The organism is Clostridium omnivorum, assembly GCF_026012015.1.
GTDB lineage: Bacteria > Bacillota > Clostridia > Clostridiales > Clostridiaceae > Clostridium_AX > Clostridium_AX omnivorum.
In genome coordinates this window covers 4,162,505-4,184,936 of sequence record NZ_BRXR01000001.1, presented here as the reverse complement: position 1 = coordinate 4,184,936, position 22,432 = coordinate 4,162,505, and the positions used below count along the sequence as shown (strand labels likewise).

28 protein-coding genes are annotated in these 22,432 nt (G+C 31.2%); 1 reads left to right on the top strand and 27 read right to left on the bottom strand.

The features are described 5' to 3' along the window. Positions 1–13: 13 nt before the first annotated feature. From spoIIIAB to dapF, 14 genes are all read right to left on the bottom strand, one after another. On the bottom strand, positions 14–532 hold the full coding sequence (gene spoIIIAB, locus bsdE14_RS19805; RefSeq protein WP_264851729.1) for a stage III sporulation protein SpoIIIAB: 519 nt from the start codon (positions 530–532) through the stop codon (positions 14–16). Next, positions 526–1,452 (bottom strand): stage III sporulation protein AA, encoded by a 927-nt coding sequence (gene spoIIIAA / locus bsdE14_RS19800; protein ID WP_264851727.1) that lies wholly within the window; start codon positions 1,450–1,452, stop codon positions 526–528. Before spoIIIAA ends, spoIIIAB begins: the two co-directional genes overlap by 7 nt. A gap of 138 nt (positions 1,453–1,590) precedes the next feature. Continuing rightward, complete coding sequence (locus bsdE14_RS19795) at positions 1,591–2,004, bottom strand: CD1247 N-terminal domain-containing protein (protein WP_264851726.1); 414 nt, start codon at positions 2,002–2,004, stop codon at positions 1,591–1,593. Positions 2,005–2,137: 133 nt separating this feature from the next. Then, positions 2,138–2,695, bottom strand: a complete 558-nt coding sequence (gene efp, locus bsdE14_RS19790; RefSeq protein ID WP_264851724.1) for an elongation factor P — start codon at positions 2,693–2,695, stop codon at positions 2,138–2,140. 212 nt (positions 2,696–2,907) lie between these two features. After that, the gene (locus bsdE14_RS19785) at positions 2,908–3,345 is read right to left on the bottom strand and encodes a hypothetical protein (protein ID WP_264851723.1); all 438 of its coding nucleotides are present in this window, start codon (positions 3,343–3,345) and stop codon (positions 2,908–2,910) included. Continuing rightward, entirely contained in the window at positions 3,342–3,815 is a 474-nt protein-coding gene (locus bsdE14_RS19780; protein WP_264851722.1) for a hypothetical protein, read from the bottom strand. Before bsdE14_RS19780 ends, bsdE14_RS19785 begins: the two co-directional genes overlap by 4 nt. A gap of 14 nt (positions 3,816–3,829) precedes the next feature. After that, entirely contained in the window at positions 3,830–4,588 is a 759-nt protein-coding gene (locus bsdE14_RS19775; protein ID WP_264851721.1) for a hypothetical protein, read from the bottom strand. A 2-nt stretch (positions 4,589–4,590) separates the two neighbouring features. Further along, entirely contained in the window at positions 4,591–5,049 is a 459-nt protein-coding gene (locus bsdE14_RS19770) for a hypothetical protein (protein WP_264851720.1), read from the bottom strand. Continuing rightward, a complete protein-coding gene (locus bsdE14_RS19765; RefSeq protein ID WP_264851719.1) occupies positions 5,022–5,534 on the bottom strand; it encodes a prepilin-type N-terminal cleavage/methylation domain-containing protein in 513 nt (170 codons plus the stop codon). Before bsdE14_RS19765 ends, bsdE14_RS19770 begins: the two co-directional genes overlap by 28 nt. Beyond that, on the bottom strand, positions 5,534–5,995 hold the full coding sequence (locus bsdE14_RS19760; protein ID WP_264851718.1) for a prepilin-type N-terminal cleavage/methylation domain-containing protein: 462 nt from the start codon (positions 5,993–5,995) through the stop codon (positions 5,534–5,536). The genes bsdE14_RS19765 and bsdE14_RS19760 overlap by 1 nt, the downstream gene beginning before the upstream one ends. Next, complete coding sequence (locus tag bsdE14_RS19755) at positions 5,979–6,422, bottom strand: prepilin-type N-terminal cleavage/methylation domain-containing protein (RefSeq protein ID WP_264851717.1); 444 nt, start codon at positions 6,420–6,422, stop codon at positions 5,979–5,981. Before bsdE14_RS19755 ends, bsdE14_RS19760 begins: the two co-directional genes overlap by 17 nt. Positions 6,423–6,425: 3 nt before the next feature. Further along, positions 6,426–7,646, bottom strand: a complete 1,221-nt coding sequence (locus bsdE14_RS19750) for a type II secretion system F family protein (RefSeq protein ID WP_264851716.1) — start codon at positions 7,644–7,646, stop codon at positions 6,426–6,428. A gap of 20 nt (positions 7,647–7,666) precedes the next feature. Further along, positions 7,667–9,154 (bottom strand): GspE/PulE family protein, encoded by a 1,488-nt coding sequence (locus tag bsdE14_RS19745; RefSeq protein WP_264851715.1) that lies wholly within the window; start codon positions 9,152–9,154, stop codon positions 7,667–7,669. A gap of 317 nt (positions 9,155–9,471) precedes the next feature. After that, positions 9,472–10,290, bottom strand: coding sequence for a diaminopimelate epimerase (dapF, locus tag bsdE14_RS19740; RefSeq protein ID WP_264851714.1), 819 nt, complete (start codon positions 10,288–10,290; stop codon positions 9,472–9,474). Between the two features lie 183 nt (positions 10,291–10,473). On the opposite strand from dapF, the gene bsdE14_RS19735 reads away from it, so the two are divergent. Continuing rightward, positions 10,474–12,207 carry an Rqc2 family fibronectin-binding protein gene (locus bsdE14_RS19735; protein WP_264852307.1) on the top strand — a complete coding sequence of 578 codons (1,734 nt, stop codon included), beginning with the start codon at positions 10,474–10,476 and terminating at the stop codon, positions 12,205–12,207. A 71-nt stretch (positions 12,208–12,278) separates the two neighbouring features. On the opposite strand, the gene bsdE14_RS19730 is transcribed toward bsdE14_RS19735, so the two are convergent. The 13 genes from bsdE14_RS19730 to bsdE14_RS19670 all read right to left on the bottom strand — a co-directional run bounded on the left by bsdE14_RS19730 (position 12,279) and on the right by bsdE14_RS19670 (position 22,375). Then, complete coding sequence (locus bsdE14_RS19730) at positions 12,279–13,403, bottom strand: THUMP domain-containing class I SAM-dependent RNA methyltransferase (protein ID WP_264851713.1); 1,125 nt, start codon at positions 13,401–13,403, stop codon at positions 12,279–12,281. A gap of 197 nt (positions 13,404–13,600) precedes the next feature. After that, positions 13,601–14,875 (bottom strand): uracil permease, encoded by a 1,275-nt coding sequence (gene uraA / locus bsdE14_RS19725; RefSeq protein WP_264851712.1) that lies wholly within the window; start codon positions 14,873–14,875, stop codon positions 13,601–13,603. A gap of 42 nt (positions 14,876–14,917) precedes the next feature. Next, on the bottom strand, positions 14,918–15,454 hold the full coding sequence (gene pyrR, locus bsdE14_RS19720; protein WP_264851711.1) for a bifunctional pyr operon transcriptional regulator/uracil phosphoribosyltransferase PyrR: 537 nt from the start codon (positions 15,452–15,454) through the stop codon (positions 14,918–14,920). A 162-nt stretch (positions 15,455–15,616) separates the two neighbouring features. Then, the gene (locus tag bsdE14_RS19715) at positions 15,617–16,534 is read right to left on the bottom strand and encodes an RluA family pseudouridine synthase (RefSeq protein ID WP_264851710.1); all 918 of its coding nucleotides are present in this window, start codon (positions 16,532–16,534) and stop codon (positions 15,617–15,619) included. Then, positions 16,524–16,979, bottom strand: a complete 456-nt coding sequence (gene lspA, locus bsdE14_RS19710; RefSeq protein ID WP_435382578.1) for a signal peptidase II — start codon at positions 16,977–16,979, stop codon at positions 16,524–16,526. Before lspA ends, bsdE14_RS19715 begins: the two co-directional genes overlap by 11 nt. A 47-nt stretch (positions 16,980–17,026) precedes the next feature. Continuing rightward, positions 17,027–17,650, bottom strand: coding sequence for a TraR/DksA C4-type zinc finger protein (locus bsdE14_RS19705; RefSeq protein ID WP_264851707.1), 624 nt, complete (start codon positions 17,648–17,650; stop codon positions 17,027–17,029). Positions 17,651–17,796: 146 nt separating this feature from the next. Then, positions 17,797–18,597, bottom strand: a complete 801-nt coding sequence (gene aroF, locus bsdE14_RS19700; RefSeq protein WP_264851706.1) for a 3-deoxy-7-phosphoheptulonate synthase — start codon at positions 18,595–18,597, stop codon at positions 17,797–17,799. A gap of 11 nt (positions 18,598–18,608) precedes the next feature. Then, positions 18,609–19,301: a 5'-methylthioadenosine/adenosylhomocysteine nucleosidase gene (locus bsdE14_RS19695; RefSeq protein WP_264851705.1), complete on the bottom strand. Its 693-nt coding sequence runs from the start codon at positions 19,299–19,301 to the stop codon at positions 18,609–18,611. Positions 19,302–19,513: 212 nt separating this feature from the next. Then, a complete protein-coding gene (locus tag bsdE14_RS19690; RefSeq protein ID WP_264851704.1) occupies positions 19,514–20,161 on the bottom strand; it encodes a DivIVA domain-containing protein in 648 nt (215 codons plus the stop codon). Between the two features lie 13 nt (positions 20,162–20,174). Continuing rightward, positions 20,175–20,945 carry a YlmH family RNA-binding protein gene (locus bsdE14_RS19685; protein ID WP_264851703.1) on the bottom strand — a complete coding sequence of 257 codons (771 nt, stop codon included), beginning with the start codon at positions 20,943–20,945 and terminating at the stop codon, positions 20,175–20,177. Continuing rightward, a complete protein-coding gene (locus tag bsdE14_RS19680) occupies positions 20,946–21,218 on the bottom strand; it encodes a YggT family protein (protein WP_264851702.1) in 273 nt (90 codons plus the stop codon). A 13-nt stretch (positions 21,219–21,231) separates the two neighbouring features. Then, entirely contained in the window at positions 21,232–21,693 is a 462-nt protein-coding gene (locus tag bsdE14_RS19675) for a cell division protein SepF (protein ID WP_264851701.1), read from the bottom strand. A gap of 4 nt (positions 21,694–21,697) precedes the next feature. Beyond that, positions 21,698–22,375, bottom strand: coding sequence for a YggS family pyridoxal phosphate-dependent enzyme (locus tag bsdE14_RS19670; protein ID WP_264851700.1), 678 nt, complete (start codon positions 22,373–22,375; stop codon positions 21,698–21,700). Positions 22,376–22,432: the final 57 nt, after the last annotated feature.

Genomic DNA, 22,432 nt, shown 5'->3' with positions numbered 1-22,432 from the left:
TTAATTTTTATCCTTAGATCAGTATAATCACAATCATTGCACCAAGGCTAAAGCCTAAATATCTATACATTTTTACATTTTTATTCATTGATAAATCCGCCATTGAAATCTGCTTCTTTAAATTTTCCATGGCTAGAGCAAAAAGCTTCTTTTGACCTTGTAAATCAGATTCTCCTAAACCTTTTGCAAAATCCAATAATACAGCTTCATCCTCCTTTTTTAGTTCAATATTATTTTTGTTTGCTTTTAAGCTAATAGAAAAAGCTTCATAAACATTTTGAACTGTGTTCTCTATAAGAAGCTCTGATACTTTTATTAATACACTTCTTACAGGTTCTTCTGATTTTAATGCTATATTGTTAAAAGCCACTGGAAGGGGTGTATGAGTAAATTCTATTTCGTTGCTTAAATGATGCATCGCCATCTGGAGCTCAGCAAGCTGCTTAGTGCGTTTTTTAAAGGCTTCTGCAAAAACAAATCCTCCACAAGTGGTAGTAGCAAGAATTATAAAACATGCTATTGTCTTTAACATACTCTCCTCCAAACATTATCTTTTAGTTTAAAATCATATACATATTCCACTGTACCTGCACCTTTTGCTGAGCTTAGAATTATCGCTCTTCTGAATACATTATTTTCAATAATTTCTTTAAAAACCGCTCTATTTAATAAATCTCCTATATCGTAGCCATGGATAGTAGTAATAAGACTCACTCCAGAATTCATGGCCATTATTATACTTTCAACGTCTTTATATGTTCCTATTTCATCACATATTATGGCATCAGGAGACATACTTCTTATTGCAAGCATAATTCCTTCGCTCTTGGGACAATTGTCCAATATATCTGTTCTAAGGCCTACCTGCATCTGGGGTTGTCCACTATAACAAGCCCCTATCTCACTTCTTTCATCTACTATACATATCTTTTTACCAACAAGTCCACGCTCTTTCATTCCATCTGATAAATTTCTTGAAATATCACGTAGCAATGTAGTTTTACCACACTTAGGCGGTGAAATTATAATAGTATTAAGAATCTCATTATTTTCAGTAATAAATGGAATAATTGAATTTGAACAGCCTATTACTTCCCTGCAAATTCTAAAATTAAGGGAACCAATATCTTTTATGGTCTTAATTTTATTATCCTCAACTACACAAACCCCACATATTCCAACTCTATGTCCTCCGCTAATTGTTATATACCCTTGTCTAATCTCTTCGGAATAAGCATATATTGAATAGTTACTTATTTTCTGCAGAATAGTTTTAATATCTTCCTGGGTTGGAACATAGGAGCAAATCACTTCTTTGCTCCCAAAGTTTAAAACTAGCGGTTTGTTTATTCTGATTCTTATTTCTTGAAGCTTGTCTACATCTTTAAATTCCTGAACTAATAGTCTTATATAATTAGGTAATACTTCTAAAACTTCTTTAGTGTTAACCATTTTCTTATCCTCCTCTCATATATAATTCCTATTTATATAAGACTAAAATTATTCCAATATAATTAAATTTTTATATAAAAATAAAAAGGACATAAAAGAAAATCTTTTATATCCTTAAAGCAATTTTATATGTATTTATTAGTCGTTACTATCTTCATGGCCACAGCAGCAATCTAAAGCTATTTTACTGTGGCAATTTGGACAAGTTATATCCTCATTATAAGAACATATGTCTGAATCAATATATACAGTTTCATCACAGTTAGGGCAATTTAAGCTAATATAATTGTCGCAGTCATCTTCATATTCATCATCGAAGTCTTCATCTTCAAAATAAAAGTCGTCTTCTAGGCTGCCTAAATCTTCATCGATTGCATCAACATATTCTTCCATCTCTTCCTGATTGTAAGTTAAATCTTCAATTTCTTCAGCCATGTCTCCAAGAATACTTGCAATCTCAACTAGAACCCTGCCTTCTTTTGATTCACTTTCAATGCCTAATCCATCAATTAATCCTTGTAAGTATGATATTCTTGATTTAATATCATTCATGTTATCACTCCTTTATATAGTTGCTCTTTAAAACATGTTGATAATAATTAAACAGTATAAGTCATACCTTATACTGTTTACATTTATTAGTGACAATAGTTTTTATCTATACGTCAGTTATTAATATTATTGCCTATACTCTTTCCATATATTCGCCAGTTCTTGTATCTATTCTAATAATTTCACCTTCATTAACGAATAGTGGAACCATTACAATTGTACCAGTTTCAACTGTTGCTGGCTTTAGTGTATTTGTAGCAGTATTTCCCTTTGCTCCTGGTTCAGTGTGAGTAATTTGTAATTCCACAAAGTTTGGAGCTTCAACTGAGAAAGCTTCTCCTTTATAGAACTTAATTACAGCAAACATATTTTCCTTTAGGAACTTTATAGCTTCCTCAACTTTTTCATAGTTAAGTGGAATTTGTTCAAAAGTTTCTTGATCCATGAAGTAATATAGCTCTCCATCGGAATAAAGATATTGCATTTCTTTTCTCTCTATAACTGCTTCTTGAAGCTTATCTGTTGGGTTAAAAGTTCTATCAGTAACTCCGCCAGCTATAACGTTTCTAAGCTTAGTTCTTACGAAAGCAGCTCCTTTTCCAGGTTTTACATGTAGGAAATCAATAACTGTATAAACTTGTCCATCTAATTCAAAAGTACTTCCTTTTCTTATATCTCCTGCTGAAATCATTAAGTATCCCTCCAAAATCTATTAATTCATTTATATTATAACCTTTTCAGGTAAATTAATACCGAGCAATATTGCATTCAAGCTGGCTTGTATTTATAAAAAATACCAAATGCAGACCGAACAATGATATTGTATCAAAACTTGAGATTATTTGCAAATATTATTATTCATTTCTCACCTTTTCCCTTCATTTTTTTATCTAAAATATGACATTATTTATTTTTTATAAAAGTAGCATTAACACTTACTAAAATAGAATCGCTATCTTTATTATGTGTAATTTTTATATTACTTACACTGATTAGATTTTCCTGTTTCTGAAGTTTATCCAATATCCCCTCAAAACTCATATTATTGCCTTCATATCGAAAGTTTACTTTAGTTCGTTGTGTTTCTCCTGCGTATTTTTCTATATTGGATATTTTCATACCTTCATTACTAGAAGAAAAATTTAATATATCGCTGTATCCGAAGCTTCCTTTTATATTCTCTGCTTTTTCTAGCTTTGTTTGCTCCAATATATTGCTTGTGATGTTATTCATATTTTGCTTTTGAACCTTTTTATATCCTATATAACTATAGCAATTTAAACCTATTAAAATTATAATCATTAAACCTAATATAAAATATGAAACTAATCCCTTTTTCATTTTATTACCTCTAATAGTACTTCTGCTGACGAGCCTTCTCCAGAATTTTGCTTAAGTGGAGATATTTCTTTTAATTTATATCTGTTATTTTTTTCAAGACTGGAAATCAATTTATAATATTCCTGCTCATTTTCTATTCCAAACCGACATATAATTTGGTTACCTTCTATATTTACCTCAGAATACTTTACAAAATTATCTATATCCTTTAAGAATACGTTAGCAGCACTTATTGTTTTTGACTTTTCTCTGCTTTCAGAAGTCATAATATCCATAGTTTGTTTATTTTCCTGTATGAATTTATAATACTTTTGCTCTTCAACCTCTTTTAAATTTAAAAGTTTGATATAACTATAAATAAGGGCTGTAAATATAAGAAGAAAAATTGCAATTACTGCTTTGTCTCTTTCAATCATATTAACAGTCTTTCTTTTCTTACTTTTCCTAGGTGCAAAATTATACTCCTGCATATCCTTTTACTCCTTTATTTACTGCTTATTGTAGAATTTTCAATTATCTCCTTCTCACTGAACCTTCCTAAATCCTTAAAGCATCCTTCCTTTATGTATTCCTCTATCCATACTTTATTATCAATATTTACAAAATAAGTATTTACATCATTATAGCTGCTTATCTTATATTTAATAAAGCCATCAACCTGAGATTTGAATTCCTCTGAGGACATAACTTCTTTAATTACCCTATTTTTCTTAAGAATATTGAATTTTACCTCCATTAAATACAAGGATTTTTTTAAAGAAAACACTACATTGAAGTTATCTTCATTAATTGTCTTTTTCATAAAGTTTAATATGCAAAACTGTATTAAATAAATACCTTTAACCTGACTAATATCACAAAAGCTCTTTTGAAGCACATCAATTTTATCAGCGTTTAAGCAAAATACAATGACTTCAAAACACCTATCAACTTCCTTTAATATGGAATATGTAAATAAAATATTTTCGATTTCCTTAAAATAATAGAGTAATTCGCCTCTTATTAAATCCTCAATTTTACTGTAATTAACCCTAGGTATAGTAATGAGTTTAATATATACTTCTTCTCCTTCCACAATGACATATATCTTTTTCCTACGAATATCCACATTAACACCAGTAATATCGCCACTGGGCATAATAGATTTCATTATCTTAAAGCTGCTTTTTAAAGGAAGCTTTTTCATAAGTCTTATATCTAGCATTTTATTTTCTTCTATTTCAACCACATAGTTATTAAACATTACTATTCCATCGCCCCGCTTTCGTAATTAGTACTCTTATAAACATATTTTACTGTTCCGCTTTCAACTATAATATCAAAGAAATCTTCTCTATGATGGGACTCATCAAAATATGATTTTAATATAAGACAACTCTTTAGTGTACTATAGGAAATACTTGCCTTATTGTTTGTTATATAAATAGTTGTAAGATTACAACTAAGATAATTCTTAATATTATTTAGGCTTCTATCCATAACATTAGCATTAATATTATCATTAACCTTTGTCAATAAAATCTCTTTATAGTTTTGCACATCAACATTTACTTTTGTATAGCTATAAAAACTTGTATTATACTTTAACTCTTGTAAAACTAGACTATAGCAAAATAATGCAATTATCATTGCAATTAATCCAATAATTAGTGTATCAACTAGTATATAACCTTTTTTTAATTTAGTACGCTGACCTCTATGCATCTTTCAAACCTATCTCCATTTTCACTTTCCATAGAAAGATATATTATATTACCCATTTTACTGCAGACAAAGGTTTTTAAATGGGTTGTTATATTATTTATACCCTTATTAAAACTATTTTCATAATATGTTACGACAAGATTCTTTTGTGTATTTAAAAATATTTCTTTTCTATAGTCTATGGGTACTGCTTCAATCTTCTGTTCAGCCCTATGTATTGTAAGTTTATTCTCATTTACTTCTATAGAAGTAATCTTTAAATATTTCTCGTTAACTGTACCTTTGTAGACTATTTCTTCACTATTTTGCACTTCGCTCTCAATATACATCGAAGCTTCCTTCAGATAATACATATATTTATTCCTAGCTATTTCATTTTTATATAACTTTGTTGAAGTTACTAGAACATAGGAACCAATAGTCAAAACTACAGATGCTAAGGCTGCAGCAATTATTATTTCGATTAGAGTAAACCCTTTTTTCATTAGTAATCCCCTTTTAAAAATTCAATCTTCAAAGTTTTGGTCCCACTTTTATTTTGAATATAGGCGGTAAGCTTAATATTTATACATCTTCCCTCCCCAATTTCTTTTCTTATTTCAACGTAAGGTTTTTCTAACACTTCACCTTCTAGTGGCGGCTGAACCAATAAATCACTTATAAAATTTGTTTCCTTTAATTCATCCATATTTATATTTTCTTTTGGAACATAATAATTTCTAGCAGCTTGTAATGAATTGATATCAGCATAGGAATATTGATCTCTTAAATTACTTTTTAAAGCTTCTAAATAACATGTACATTGTAACAAGTTTTGATTATATCTTTTCAAAGAAAAGTAATATAGCTCAGTTATCATTGCAGCTAAAAGTAAAATTGCTAATATTGTCAAAGAGCACACTACTTCAATTAAGGTATATCCTTTCTTACTATTTGATTTCCACATAAAAAGACCCCACACATACAGTAATGTAATAAAGATTTCCACTTAAATCTTTTAGAGTGATGGTACAAGCATCCCCGCTAATAATTCCCCTATTATTAATTTCAATTTTTTTATTATAATTACTTACACCCGAAAGTTTTACATTCTTAGGCAAATAAAATTTATCCTTAATTGAAAAATCGCTCTTAAAGTATATCTCATTTGCAGAAAGGTCAAACACCACATCACCGTACTTATTCTTTTCTCTACAATACTGTTTTGCATTGCTTATAACCCCTAAAATACAGTTCTGAGTAAACCTAGCTTCATATTTATTCCTGGTCTTAAAATATGATGTAATGCCAGCTGCCATTGCACTACTTATAATAGAAATAATACAAATGGTTAAAAGCAGTTCAATTAATGTAAACCCCTTTTTTTTCTGCATATGTTAGCTCCCCATTACTTTCATCATATTTAGCATTGGAAGCATGGTCGCCCCAATAATAAATGCAACCATTACAGAAAGAAAGCATATCATTACAGGTTCAATTAAAACTGTTACTTTACTTATACTCTCATAGGCTTCTTCTTCAAAAATCTCTGAAACCTTATGAAGCAGTTCTTCAATACAACCAGTTTCCTCACCAATTTTAATCATTGAGCACAGTAATTTGGGGAATATCTTCATATCTTTTATAACTGAAGACAAACTTTCTCCATTATTTACTTTTAATATGCAAGCTTGTAGCTTTTCTTCAATTATAATATTATCTAGAAGTTGAGCTACTATATCTAAAGACTTAACTACAGAAATGCCGCTTCCTATTAGCATACTAAATGCATCTGCAAATTTAGAGCATACAAGCTTAAGATAGATTTTCTTTATAACAGGAAGGTTAAGCTTTACTCTATCCTTTTTTATTCTATAAAAGTACTTATCTTTAACACAGATAGATGCTATTATTATGAACACCATTACTACAAAAATTAAAGGATACTGTCTAGTTAAAAAATCACTGATAGCTAGAACAAAAACCGTTATAACAGGTAACTCCCCTCCGGAGGAAAGCAAATTATCTGCAAATATTGGTACCACCTTGATCATTAGAAAAAGCATAATTACTATGCTTACAATAAACACTACCGCTGGATATATTAAAGCACTGATTGTCTTGCTTCTCATTTTATTCTGCTTTTCATAGTAGATTGATAGTTTCATTAAAATAATATCTAGCTTTCCGCTTTCTTCTCCTACAGCTACCATTTTAATCATAAACAAAGGAAAAACCTTTCCAAGCTTTTTCATACTATTAGAAAGGCTGTCACCGTTATAAATCATTGATTTAATTCGGGCTAACGAGCTTTTTAGATTATTATCAATTGATTCTTCCTGCAAAATCTCAATTGCCTCTGCTATAGAAATACCAGCTGATAATATAACTGAAAACTGTTTACATAAATATGATAAGTCCTTTAAAGCTAGTCTTCTACCAAAAATCCCATTAAAAGTAGTATTAAATTTCTCCCTTTGCTTTACTAATTTATAATTGATTAAATATAAGCCTTTGTTTCTCAGAATTATAATTAGTTCAGAGGGGTCTGAAGCAGCCTCTTTACCTTTTATATTGGTACCATTTATATCCTTAGCAATAAATTTATAACTGTTCATCTTATTACTCCAAATTCTATTTATACTATTAACTTTAGCAACTCTTCGTAGCTGGTATATCCAGTGATCAATAAACTCTTACAGCTCTCAGGTATGCTAATAAAATTTGTGCATTTACAATAGTCTCTTAATCCTTCTATAGAATTTTGCTCTGATATTATTTTTTTATGGATGCTATTTAAATGAAGCAGCTCATAAACTACTGTTCTCCCTTCATATCCTGTATAATTACAGCAGCTGCAGCCTTTAGGTTTAAAAAGTTCAACTCCTGAATCTAAACAAAGTACTTCTCTCTCGCTGCTTGAGGGCTTATATTTAACTTTACAATTTGGACAGAGCAGTCTCACAAGTCTTTGTGCTATACTGCAAATTAGAGCATCTGAAATTAAATATTTTGGCACTCCCATATCAATTAGTCTTGATATAGCACTAATTGAATCATTAGTATGTAAGGTTGAGATTACTAGATGCCCTGTTATAGCCGCTCTCACAGCTATTTGAGCAGTCTCCTCGTCTCTAATCTCACCTAGCATTATCACATTTGGGTCTTGCCGCAAAATACTTCTAAGACCGCTGGAAAAAGTTAAGCCTGCTTTTGTATTTACATTAACTTGATTAACACCTGGAATATCATATTCCACTGGATCTTCTATAGTAATTATATTTTTACTTTTCTTATCAAGCTCATTAAGCATAGCATAAAGAGTTGTAGATTTACCGCTGCCAGTAGGACCAGTTACTAATAAAATTCCATGTGGACTATTTAGAATGTTTCTTAGGAGCTTTGAAATATCTTCACTAAAACCTAGGGATTCTAGTTTAGATATTCCTTTATTTTTGTAGAGAATTCTCATAACAAGCTTCTCCCCATATGTGATTGGAAGAGAGGAAACTCTTATATCGTATCTCTCTCCCCTCCATAGGTGCTCAAACTTACCATCTTGAGGGATTCTTTTTTCTGTTATATCTATATTTGATAAAAGTTTTAACCGAGTACAAAGTGGAGGAAATATTTCTTTAGGAAGATTTTTTACTTCATATAATATACCATCAATTCTATATCTTATTTTAACTAAGTATTCAAACGGTTCTATATGAATATCACTAGCTCTTTTATTTATTGCCTGATTTATTATTACATCAATAAATCTAACTACAGGTGCACTTTCCATTACAGATATTTGTTCTTCCTTGTTGTTACTTTCCAAGTTGCTTGAGGCTTCGCCCATAAATTCCTCAAGGGCATTATCAATTTCCTGCTCATAATAGTAGGAATTTATAAAGTACTGTATATCCTTCTCTGAGGCATAAAAAAGCTTAATTATTTTTTCAGTCAAAAACTCTATATCCTTAATTATTTCATTTTTAAGACTCTTGCAGCAAGCAATATGCAGTTCCCTTGAGTCCGCATAAAAAGGAAATAAGTTATGCTTAACCACCATATCTTTACTCATGACTTCTATAGCTTTTTTATTGATTTCAATATTATAAAGATTGATGTTTTCCATATTTCTTACCTTTCTTCAACTTCTTAAGTCAATACGTATTTAAAAATAATCATACTCGAATTATTATTATGTATTGTAAATTTTTATTTTTACCTTTAGGTATTATTGACATCAAATCTTAATTTAAACACAAATATATATAAAGGCGGAAAATATTTTAATTTGTCTTCTATTCTTTACATATTTATTTAGTACTCTCAGGTCTTTAGCTTACTATATAGGTTCTTTTGGTTACAAAAAATGCTGCACAGCTAACTAACAGCCATGCAGCATTCTTGCATCTATATAACTATTTATATAACTTTATTGTTATATATTTAAATTTTTACTTCTCCAATGAAATTGACTTCAGCAGGCCCGGTCATAAGAATACCTTCGTTTGTTATTTCAACAGTTAACCTTCCACCAGGTATTTCAACATTGACCATCTTATTTGTATATCCAAGATAATTTGAAATAACAGCTGAAGCGCAACAGCCTGTTCCACATGCTAAGGTTGCACCAGCTCCCCTTTCCCAGGTTTTAACCCTAATATTATTCTCATCTACCACTTCGCAAAAATTAACATTAGTTCCTTGTGGGTAGAGGTCATATTTTTCAATAGCCTTTCCTTCAGTAACATGAAAACCTTCTAACTTTCCGAAGATAACCGAATGAGGCACTCCCATAAGTATTGTATTAATTAAATATTCCTTATCATTTGCCTTTATATTTTTATTAATAATATATTCCTTAGATAACGCAGGGATTACACTAGGCTCAAAAGATGGAAATCCCATGTTTATTGTTATACTTACTACTTTGCTGCCTTTTATTTCAAGTATGGCAATCTTTACTCCGTCGCCAGTATCAATGGTCATATCTTCCTTCTTTACTAAGCCATTTTCATAGGCATATTTAGCAAAGCATCTTATTCCATTTCCGCACATGGAGGCATAAGACCCATCCGAATTAATAATTTCCATAGCTATATCAGCTTTAGAGCTTTTTCTAACTAATAGTATTCCATCTCCACCAATACCAAAGCGTCTATCACAAAGCTTTTTTGCCAGCTCTCCGGTGTTATTTATTTGATTTTCTAAATCCTCAATAACAACAAAATCATTTCCTGTTCCATTCATTTTTGTAAATTTCATATTTCTCAACTCCTCAATATAGGCCTCTTAAAACATCTATGCTAAAATATTATAATCATATTTTAACATAAATAATAAAATAATAAATGATACAGCACTAACTTTTTGATTTTAACTACATAAAATGATATACTATTCTACAAATGCATATTGTTATTTATATCCAAGGGAAGGATTGATTATATGGCTTTAGACGGAATTTTCTTATACAGTATAGTATATGAATTAAATAATAAAATTTTAAATAGTAGAGTAGATAAAATAACTCAGCCAGAAAAAGATGAAATAGTATTAAATTTACGTTCAGACAGGGTTAACTACAGGCTGCTTATTAGCGCTAGTTCAGTATATCCAAAGCTGCATTTAACTGATATTAATAAGGTAAACCCCTTAACTCCACCTATGTTCTGCATGGTGCTGAGAAAGTACTTAACTGGAGCAAGGCTTATTAAAATCTCACAAGTAGGTGCAGACAGGATAGTAATAATCGACTTTGAAAGTACTGATGAACTTGGCTTCAATAGTGTTTACTCCTTAGTTATTGAAATCATGGGAAGACATAGTAATATTACCCTAATAAGAGAGCGGGACAAAATAGTTGTAGACAGCATAAAGCATATTACACCAGATATCAACAGCTACAGAAGTCTCTATCCAGGAATTAAATATATATTCCCTCCTGAATCTAAAAAGCTGAATCCTTTTGACTTCTCAAAGGAAGAACTTGAAGAATACATTAATACTAATTTTATAGAGTTCGATAAGTCTTTGTTTTCTAAAACTTTTAGCGGTGTAGGCGCGCAATTTTCTAAAGAAATATACTATAGACTTAATTCTAGAAACATAGCTGTAGCTGCAGAAAATTTAGCTGAAATATATTTACATGTTCACTCAACTTTTAGCAAGCTTAAAAACTATGATTTTCATTTTGCGTCTTACATTGATAATAATACTGTTAAAGACTTTTATTGTGATAAACTTGAAGGTCTTAAGGATTTAGAGGAAGAAATCTATGATTCACCATCGAAGCTCTTAGAAGACTATTATTATAAAAAGGATAAGGCAGATAGACTAAATGCTAGAAGTGCTGATTTACAGAGAGTAGTCACAACAAATATAGATAGATGCAGCAAAAAAATTGTCTTACTTAAAAATGTAATAGAAGAAGCAAATGATAAAGATCAGTTAAAGCTATATGGGGAACTTTTAACTTCGTCTATTTATAATATTAAAAAGGGAGATAAAGTTGCAAAAATTTTCAACTATTATAGTGAGGATGGAGAATATATTGATATTCCACTAGATGAAAATAAGACTCCATCAGAAAATATACAAAGCTATTTTAAAAAGTACTCAAAGCACAAAAAATCAGAAGAAATGGCTATCCTGCAGCTTAAGTCTGCAGAAGAAGAGATGGATTATCTTCAATCTGTAATAACTAACATTAAAAATGTTGAAAATTATAGTGAAATTGAAGAAATAAGAAGAGAATTAGTTGATACTGGTTATATTAAATTCAAAAAGGAAAATAAGAAAAAAATACAAACTTCTAAACCAATGCACTTTGTATCTAGTGATGGTATAGATATTTATATTGGTAAGAACAATATGCAAAATGACTACCTTACTTTAAAATTCGCAGAAAAGCAGGATATTTGGCTTCATACAAAGAATATACCTGGCTCTCACGTTATAATAAAGAATACAAAAAACCTGCCAGAGAGAACTCTCGAGGAAGCAGCAATACTAGCAGCTTATTATAGCAAGTCAAAGGATGGCTCAAAGGTGCCAGTGGATTATACTGAGGTTAAAAATGTAAAAAAGCCTTCAGGTGCAAAACCTGGTATGGTAATTTATTATACTAATAGAACCATTTATGTTACTCCAGAAGAATTAAATTTAAAAAGAATTCAATAGACTATAAGAAATAAGCCTATATCTTAACATGTACAATAATTAAGATATAGGCTTATTATTTAACTATATTTTTACTTTTTTAAATTATTTATGTATTGATAATAGTAGCATTGAAGCCTTCCATTATACAGCTTTCTATTTTTATCTGCCTTTAAACCAAAGGATTTTTGGAAATCTTCATTGGAAGTTATAACATAAAAGGACCAATCAGCAAGTTCCTTAAATAGCCTTCCTAAATTTCTATATATTTCATCGACTAGCTTACTGTCCCCTAACCTTTCCCCATATGGAGGATTGCAGATAATAACTCCATTTTTCTTTTTGGAACTAAATTCTTCTGCAGGCAGCCTTTGAAAGGCAATATAATCCGATAAACCAGCCCTAGCTGCATTATCTCTTGCAGTTCTTAGCACCCTTCCATCTATATCTGAAGCTAATATTCTAAATTCAAGATTATTTATTTGATTTCTCGCATGATTTCTTGTATCCTCCCAAATATTCTTAGGAATTATATGCCATTCTTCAGAGACAAAACTCCTGTTCAGTCCAGGAGCTATATTCTTAGCTATAAGTGCTGCTTCTATAGGTATTGTTCCAGAACCGCAAAATGGATCCGCAAGCTGCATGTCTGGCTTCCAATTACTAAGCATAACTAAAGCAGCAGCTAAAGTTTCTTTTATTGGCGCCTCTCCAGCATTTTCTCTGTAGCCTCTTTTATGTAATCCAGCACCAGAAGTATCTATTGATAAGGTTACAATATCCTTTAAAATAGCTACTTCTATCTTATATACTGGCCCGTCTTCTTCAAACCAATCCACTTTGTACTTGTTTCTCATTCCCTCAACAACTGCTTTTTTTACAATAGATTGGCAGTCAGGAACGCTATGTAATTTTGATTTAACAGATTTTCCTACTACATGCATTTTCCCGTTTTGAGGTATAATTTCTCCCCAATCTACTTTTAAGGTACCTTGAAATAGCTCTTCAAAGCTTTCAGCCTTGAATTCTGCTACTTTTAGTAGTACTCTATCTGCAGTTCTAAGCCATATGTTTGATGTAACTATATCATATTCATCACCAGTGAAAGTTACCCTTCCATTCTCAACCTTTAAATCTTCATATCCTAATTCTTTTAGTTCTTTAGCTACCACTGACTCAAGTCCAAAGGTAGCTGTTGCTATCAGTTCAAAGTCCATCGTGTTTCTCCTTCCTAACTTTGCTAAAACTAATATACAATAATCTTTGAAGTAAATCAAACATTAATATTCTAATATTAATATTTTAACTTAAAATATAAAAAATAAAACCATTTGAATCTATACTATAAGAAATTATGTACAAAATAAAATCTGCCTATTCTCTTAAAATAGGCAGATTTTTGTATTTCAAATTACTATACTATATCATAATCCTCATTCATTAAGCCAACCTTGTGAAGCAAGTAGAACACTATTGATAGTAGTATACCAACTACAGCTGAAAGAGCCATACCTTTTAGTTCTACAGTTCCAATCATTACACTTGCACCACTTACACCTATACCAAAAGTTACCGCAGCAAGTACCATATTGTAGCTCTTGCTAAAATCAACCTTCTGCTCAACAAACATTCTAAGACCTGATACAGCAATTACTCCATATAGAAGTACTGTTATTCCTCCCATAACAGGACCTGGAATAGTTTTAATACATGCAGAAACCTTGCCTATACAAGAGAATAGTATTGCTAGTATTGCTGCTCCTCTTATAACCCAAACTGAATATACTCTTGTAAGTGCCATAACACCAATATTCTCACCATAAGTTGTATTTGGAGTTGAACCTGTAAATCCTGAAATAATGTTGCTTAATCCATCACCTAGAAGTGACATATGAAGACCAGGGTCTTCCATAAGCTTATGTCCAGTAATATTTTCAGTAACTATAAGATGTCCTATATGTTCAGCAAGTACAACTAAACAAGCAGGTGCAATAATCAGCATTGCATTTACATCAAACACAGGTGCACTAAAATGAGGCAGCTGGAACCATGGTGCTGCAGCAATTATATCAGTATTAACCATTCCCTTAACTGCAGCTAGAAGATATCCCAATACTACCGCAGTTAATATTGGAATAACTTTAAAGAAGCCTCTGAATATAACCGAACCAATAATACCTACAAATAGAGTAAACATTGATACTAAAAGCACATTTGGGTCAGCATGTTCACCAGCTTTTATAATTAATCCAGCGGATTGTGCTGCTGTTGGTGCAAGTTCAAGTCCTATAACTGCTACAACTGAACCCATAACTGCTGGAGGCATAACAACATCAATCCACTTTGTCCCTACTTTTTTTATAACAAAGGACATAAGCACAAAGAATAAACCAAAGAATATAAATCCTGCTTGAGCATGAGAAAAGCCCCCACCAGTCTTAATGATTAATAATGTTGGAGCAATAAATGCAAAGCTTGAACCTAAATACGCAGGAATTTTTCCCTTAGTAACAAATGTATAAATAAGTGTTCCTATACCATTCATAAGAAGAGCAATGGCAGGGTCAATACCTAATAGCAATGGTACTAGAATAGTAGCACCAAACATTGCTGTAAGATGCTGAAAGCTTAGTGGAATAGTCTTAAGAATTGGTAACTTTTCATCAATACCTATAAAGTCTTTTTTCATTAATATTCCTCCTTCATAGTCTCTCCGGACTACATTAAAAGATTATAGTTCATATATTTTAACTGAATCTATATTGTCAATTTCTTTAACTTCAACTGATATAATTTCGTTCTTTGAGGTTGGAATGTTTTTACCAACAAAATCTGCTCTTATTGGCAGTTCTCGGTGCCCTCTATCAACCAGAACAGCCAGTTGAATAAGTTTAGGTCTGCCATGAGCTATAACTGCATCAATAGCTGCTCTTGCAGTACGTCCTGTATAAAGTACATCATCTACAAGTATAACCTTTTTTCCTACTATATCTATTTTAATGTCATCCTTATTAAGCACAGGTTGTTCACCTATAGTTGTTAAATCATCTCTATATAGAGTTATATCAACACAACCTACATCAACCTTTTTTCCTTCAATCTTTTCAATAGCATCCGCTATTCTCTGTGCAAGTGGATATCCCCTTCTTTTTACGCCTATAAGGACAATATCTTCAATTCCTTTATTCTTTTCTATTATTTCATGAGATACTCTAACTAAACTTCGAGCTACAGCTTTTTCATCTAATAGTACAGATTTCAACTCCATTTTTACGCCTCCTTTCAAATAAAATAAGCCAAGATCTTTGAGATCTTGGCCATAATATACTAATGGTATGTAAAACTTTTTAATCACTTATGTCGGCCTTATGATCTCTCTGTATCATTTAAAGGATTTTCTTTTCTTCATCATATTATCATATAAAAGAAACTATTTCAACTCATTTCTTAAAATTTTAAGTACTTTCTCAAAATACTCAGGTAGAGGTGAAGTAAATTCCATGTACTTTTCTGTAGTTGGATGAATAAACCCTAATGTCTTTGCATGCAGCATTTGTCCTTGAAGGTTAAACCTTTGCTTCTTATAGCCATATACCGGATCCCCTACTAAAGGGTGGCCTATATGTAGCATATGCACTCTAATTTGATGTGTTCTTCCTGTTTCAAGCTTACACTCTACTAGTGTATTATTTTCAAATCTCTCTAATACTTTATAATGTGTTACTGCCCTTCTGCCATCCTTTGCAACAGCAACCTTAATTCTTTCTACGGGATGTCTTGCTAAGGGTGCATCAATAGTGCCTTCATCCGCTCTTATTTTTCCTTCCACTAAAGCTACATATATTCTATTCATAGTATGGTCCTTTAATTGTAGTGCCAGCTTATTATGGGCATTGTCATTTTTAGCCACTATCAATATACCTGAAGTATCTTTATCAATCCTATGTACTATTCCTGGCCTGCTTACACCATTAATCCCTGACAAATCAGTACAATGGCTCAAAAGAGCATTAACAAGAGTACCACTCTGAGCTCCTGGAGCTGGATGAACTACCATACCTTGAGTCTTATCAATAACTACTACATCGCTGTCCTCATATACAATTTTTAACGGAATATCCTCAGCCTGGACTTCCAATGCTACAGGCTCTGGAATATCAATATGAATTTTATCCCCTGCTCTTAATTTAAAATTTGGTTTTTTAGCTAGGCTATTCACTGTAACATTGCCAAGTATAATTATCTTTTGCAAATAAGATCTAGATTTATCTGAAAAAATATCAGACAAAAAAATATCAAGTCTCTTATTTTCGTTGTTTTCATCAACAATAAAATCTTTATTTTCCATTATAGTCTTCCTTTATTATACAAAGTGCCAAAATTATAGTTCCAAAAACTACAAGCATATCTGCTACATTAAAAGTTGGGAAGTAATATACATCTTTATAGTGCAGTAAAATAAAATCTACAACATACTTATAAAAAATTCTATCATATAGATTTCCAATGGCACCTGCTATAATTAACGCCAAGCTTGCCTTTAAAAGTCTTGATTGTGGCTTGAATTTATATATGTAAAAGATCATTGCTATAGTCATAGCTATAGTTAAAATTGCTAAAAACACAACTTTATTCTGTAGAATACCAAAAGCTGCTCCTCTATTCTCTAGATATGAAAAGCTAAATATATTCTTTATAATAACTACATCACTGCCATCCTTAAGAGCTTTTAAAGCCCACAGCTTAGTTACTCTATCAGCTATTAATCCTAAAAAAATAATTAATAAAACCATACCCATCCCACCTCAAATTGAAGTTAATATTTATATTCATAATACCTTTAGTCTGGAAGTTGATTTTTATACTGTTGGTTGCTTATTTGTTCCATAGGATCCACATAATCCGGATCATCATCTAAAAACTCATAGTCTACATTACTTCTATAGTCAAAGCTTTGTACGGCTTGATAGCTATCCTCAGCATCAAATCCAACTTCGTCATCAATTTCATCATAATCATTAAAACCATATCCAAAAGGTCTTTGTATAACCTCTTCTTCAACAGGTCTATTATCTTTTTCCCTTGGTTTAATTATAACAGCCTTTTGACAATCAATACAGAACTCGGTGTATGGTATAAAATCCAATCTTTCCTTTGAAATTTCATTACCACACCTTGCACACTTTCCATATACGCCTTTATCAATATTGGCTAGTGCATCATCTATCTTTTTTATAATAGAAAGCTCATGCTCCTTTAAAGCCATTCCTCTTTCTTGATCAAAAGTTTCAGTGGCTATATCAGAAGGATGGTTATCGTAGATAGAAAGCTCTGATAGTTCAGTTGATAATTCTACCTTTGAATTAAATGCCTCATTTTCTTCCATCTGATTTAATAGAGCAGTAACATTCCTCTTTTCTTTCATTAGCCTATCTTTAAAAAATTGGATTTCCTTACTATTCATAAAAACACACCATCCTATTTTAAAATTGTAATTCTTCTAAATAGTCTATCTCAACTGCTAGATTTTATTACAAATAGGATAAATTTTTAAAAACAGTATATTATACATCTTTAGTAAATCTCTAAATTTTTTTACTTTCAATATTTTTATAAAGCACTCTGAAGTATTTTTACCCCTTCTACTATTTTATTCAAACTTTCTATTGAAATAGTCTGCCTTGCATCAGATAATGAATTATCCGGGTTAATATGACTTTCTATTATTAATCCATCTGCCCCAGCTGCTATTGATGCCATGGACATAGAAGGCACTAGTTCTCTAATACCTGTACCATGACTTGGATCTACAATCACTGGTAATCTATACTTTTGCTTTATTACTGCCACACTATTTAAATCTAAGGTATTTCTCGTAAAGCTCTCAAAGGTCCTTATGCCTCTTTCACAAAGAACAACATTTTCATTTCCCATTGATAGGATATATTCTGCCGCCATTAACCATTCCGAAAGAGTTGCACTCATGCCTCTCTTAAGCAGCACAGGTACCTTCATAGCACCAAGCTCCTTAAGCAAACTATAATTATACATATTTCTAGAACCTACTTGAATCATATCTGTATAGTCTAGTGAATTTTCTATCTCTCTTGGGTCCATAATCTCAGTTACTATTGGCAGATTAACCTCATCTCCAACGTTCTTTAAAATCTTCAACCCCTCATGCTGCAGACCTTGAAAGTCATATGGAGATGTTCTTGGTTTAAAAGCACCTCCTCTAAGCATGTTTACCCCCATCTTCTTAAGCTGAGCTGCTATATTGTGCATGGTCTCATAATTTTCTACTGAACATGGCCCTGATATTATTATCTTTTCACTGCCCCCAATTATAAGGTCTTTTATCTTTACTTTTATACTGTCACCGCTTTTTTTGTCCACCAGTAAAGTTTTCATTCATATATCACCTACATATTCTTTAACATTGTTTCAATAATTCTAGTTGAATTTTCAACAGCTATATACTTAAATTTTTCGTAGTCCATATGTGCTCCATTGTTTGCATTGTCTGAAATAGATCTTATAACAACAAAAGGTATATTATTTAAATAGCAGACTTGTGCTATACTGGCACCTTCCATTTCACATGCTATGGCATCAAATTCTTTTTGAAGCCACTTAATTTTATCAATGTCAGCTATAAATTGGTCGCCTGTAACTATTCTGCCAACAGATATTTTATGCTTCAGCGTTTCATCATTTGCTTTATTAGCAAGTTCTATTAAAGCAGGCTCACATTTAAAATCATAGGTATCTAATCTAGGTATTTGACCTAATCTATCTCCAAAAGCTGAAGTATCCATATCATGCTGAAGCAAATTATCAGCAATAACTACATCACCAGGTAATATATCCTGCCCAATTCCCCCTGCTATCCCTACATTAATTACTCTATCCACTTTAAAATCATCAGCTAAAATTTGTGTACATACCGCTGCATTTACTTTACCTATACCGCTTCTTACAATTATTACATTTTGCTCCCATAAAACGCCTTTGTTAAAGGTCATATTTGCCTTAACTATCCTTCCTTCAAGTTCCATCTCCTTAACTAATATTTCTATCTCCTCATCCATGGCTCCAATTATTCCAATTATCATATTAGACCTCCTCATATAACTTTTTCCTACATCTTTAAATTGTTCAATTATTTTCACTCATTATTCTATTATATAATACTAAATCATTTTCAAACTTTATTACGAATAATAGAATACAAAAACATATGAAAGTTGTCAACTTAATAAGTAATTACCAAGTACAATAATGTATCCATATAAAAAAACTCACTCGAAGGAGTGAGATATAATTATTATTCACCTTTTACAAAAAAGTTTTTAATTTCATCTAAATTATCATTGTTAAAGTCTTCATCTTTAAAACTATTTAAACTAAATTCTTTGTTTTCTTTATTTGCTTCATGATCTCTGCTTAAGAAATCTTCAGGTATTTCTATATCTTTTTCTTTTACATCATCTTCGATAGTATTTCCTACGTTATAATTCTTTATAAATTCTCTTTCTAAAGTATTAAACATATCTACTTGAGTAGTTATAAAATTTCTAAATTTAGATCTAAACTTTATAAATTCCTGCTTTACTTTTTCATAATCCTCATTAATTTTCATTACGTCATTTTGAGCTTTGTCTAATATTCTTTGAGCAGAATCATTTGCATTTTTAATTATTATATCCGCTTCCTTTTGTGCAGCTGCTCTTGATTGTTCTGCAGCATTTTGAGCAAGCAAAAGAGTATTTTGTATTGTTGTTTCCATCTTAGCATAATGTTCAACTTTTTCATTAACAGTTGTTATTTTTTCCTTTAGAGATGAATTCTCCTTATATAAAGCTTCATAATCTTCAGCTATTTTATCTAAAAATTCATCAACTTCATCGGCATTGTAGCCTCTCATTCCTTTTTTAAACTCTTTATTAGTAATATCCATTGATGTTATTCTCATTACTTTCACCTCATCAAATATATTTTTTTATAACAACCTTTATTCTTCCTCTTTGAGTTTCGCCAATTATCTTGTCAAGCTTGTATTTTCCATAACCTCTAAAAGTGATAATTGACTGGGGCTCAATATGCTTATCCTTTTCTTTTACCTCGTTGTAATTAACTAATGCCTTTCCAGATGCAATAATTTCATCTGCTTTGCTTCTCGAAATATTACATATGGCAGCACAAATGCAATCTAGTCTTAACGAGTTTGTATTTATTGCAACTTCTTGGAACTCAACTTTAGGAATGTCACTAATGTTGAAATCTAATATTTCTACTTTGCAAGAACATTTTCCTATTGAAACTAAACTATTCTTTACAATATCACAAATATCGATAAAAGCAGCTATATAACAGCTGTCATCCTTGACAATCATATCACCAAACTTTTCACGCTTTATACCCAAAGACATCAGTGCCCCTAAAAAATCCCTATGTCCAAGCTTTGAAAATTTAGAATTATAATTTATTTTAATTAATTTCACAGGGTAATCATATACTTCAGAATTTGAAAAAACTAAAATTCTTCTTTCAGCTTCCTCAAATATACCAAAGCTATACACATTAAAGTCAAATTCTCTACTTAAATCACTAATTTGATTCCATATAATTGGAGGATAAAACTCATTTCCGTATACTGTTTTACCGACCTTCTCACATAAGTTCATTTTATCATATATAGATGATAACACTGTCTTGTCTTCTACATTTATACTATTAATGAACTGTTTTTTATCCATCTAAAACATCCCTAGTATTGCAAAGATTATAGATCTTAAAATGTCCAGTATAAACAACGCAACAATCGGTGAGAAGTCCAACATTAATCCTGGTGCAATTTTTTCTTGTAATTTTCTCGCTGGAGCCATAAAAGGGTCTGTAAACACATGAATTAAATTAGTAAAGGTATTGCCACTGCCCCTATAAACCCAAGATAGAATTACGTCAATAAAAATAGCCATTTCTAGAAATCTAAATAATAAGTTAACTGCATAAGCTATAGTATTAATCATGGCGTCCTCCTATTTATTTCGTCCAGCTTAATATTCCTTTGCTTGTAAGTTCACTTTTCAAATCATTTGTAACTTCAACATTGGATGGTGATAGAATATATACTCCCTTTTCCACCTCTTGAAGCTCTCCACCTAATGCATAGGATGCTCCGCTAATAAAATCTAATAATCTTTGTGCCACTTTAGCTTCTAATAAGCTAATATTAACAACTACTATTTTTCTATTTTTTAAATTATCACAAATATTAGTAGCTTCTTCATAATCTCTTGGTTTTACAATTACTACTTTTGCAGATGTTGCTGTATGTATATTGACTACTTTATTTTGATTTGATTTTCTTGATGTAAACATTGATTCAACTTCTGCAGACTCTTCCTTTTCTTCTACTTCTTCAAATTCATCATTTTCCTCATATTCTACATCATCTTCAAGTCCTAAAAAACCCATCATCTTATTTATCATTTTAGCACACATTTATTTATTCCTCCTTTTGTTTATTCAAATATATTCTTTTTCCAAAAATGCCTTCTCCAACTCTGACCATATTGGAACCTTCAGATATGGCAATTTCATAATCCCCAGTCATACCCATAGACAAATATTTCATTTCTATGTTTTCATAGTTCCTTTGTCCAAGTTTATCCCAAAGCTGCTTCATTCTGCTAAAATATTCTCTGCATTCTGCTTCATTACCCTTAGGAATTATTGCCATAAGACCTTTGACTTTAACATTACTGCACTTTTCACAAGCTTCAATAATTTCATCGATTTGTTCAATATAAATTCCAGATTTGCTTTCTTCTCTCCCAATATTTATCTCAATTAAAACTTCTGCAGTAAGCCCACTAGCTTTATATTGCTTTTCAATTTCTTCAAGCAGTCTTAAACTATCAAGGGTATGAATTAGTGAAACTTTTCCTACAATATATTTTACTTTATTTCGTTGTAAGTGTCCAATGAAATGCCATCTTACATCATCATAAAACTCACCTATCTTAAAAGTAAGTTCTTGTACCTTATTTTCTCCAAAATCTCTTATACCAGTGCTGTAGACTTCCTTCATTTCTTCAATGCTCTTAGTTTTAGACACCGCTATAAGTGTAACATTTGAAGGTATATTCTTTTGTACACTAACTACATTGTCTACAATTGCCAATTATACCGTCTCCTTTTTTATAGAAGTGACAAAAATAATCCTTCTGAAATTAATTAT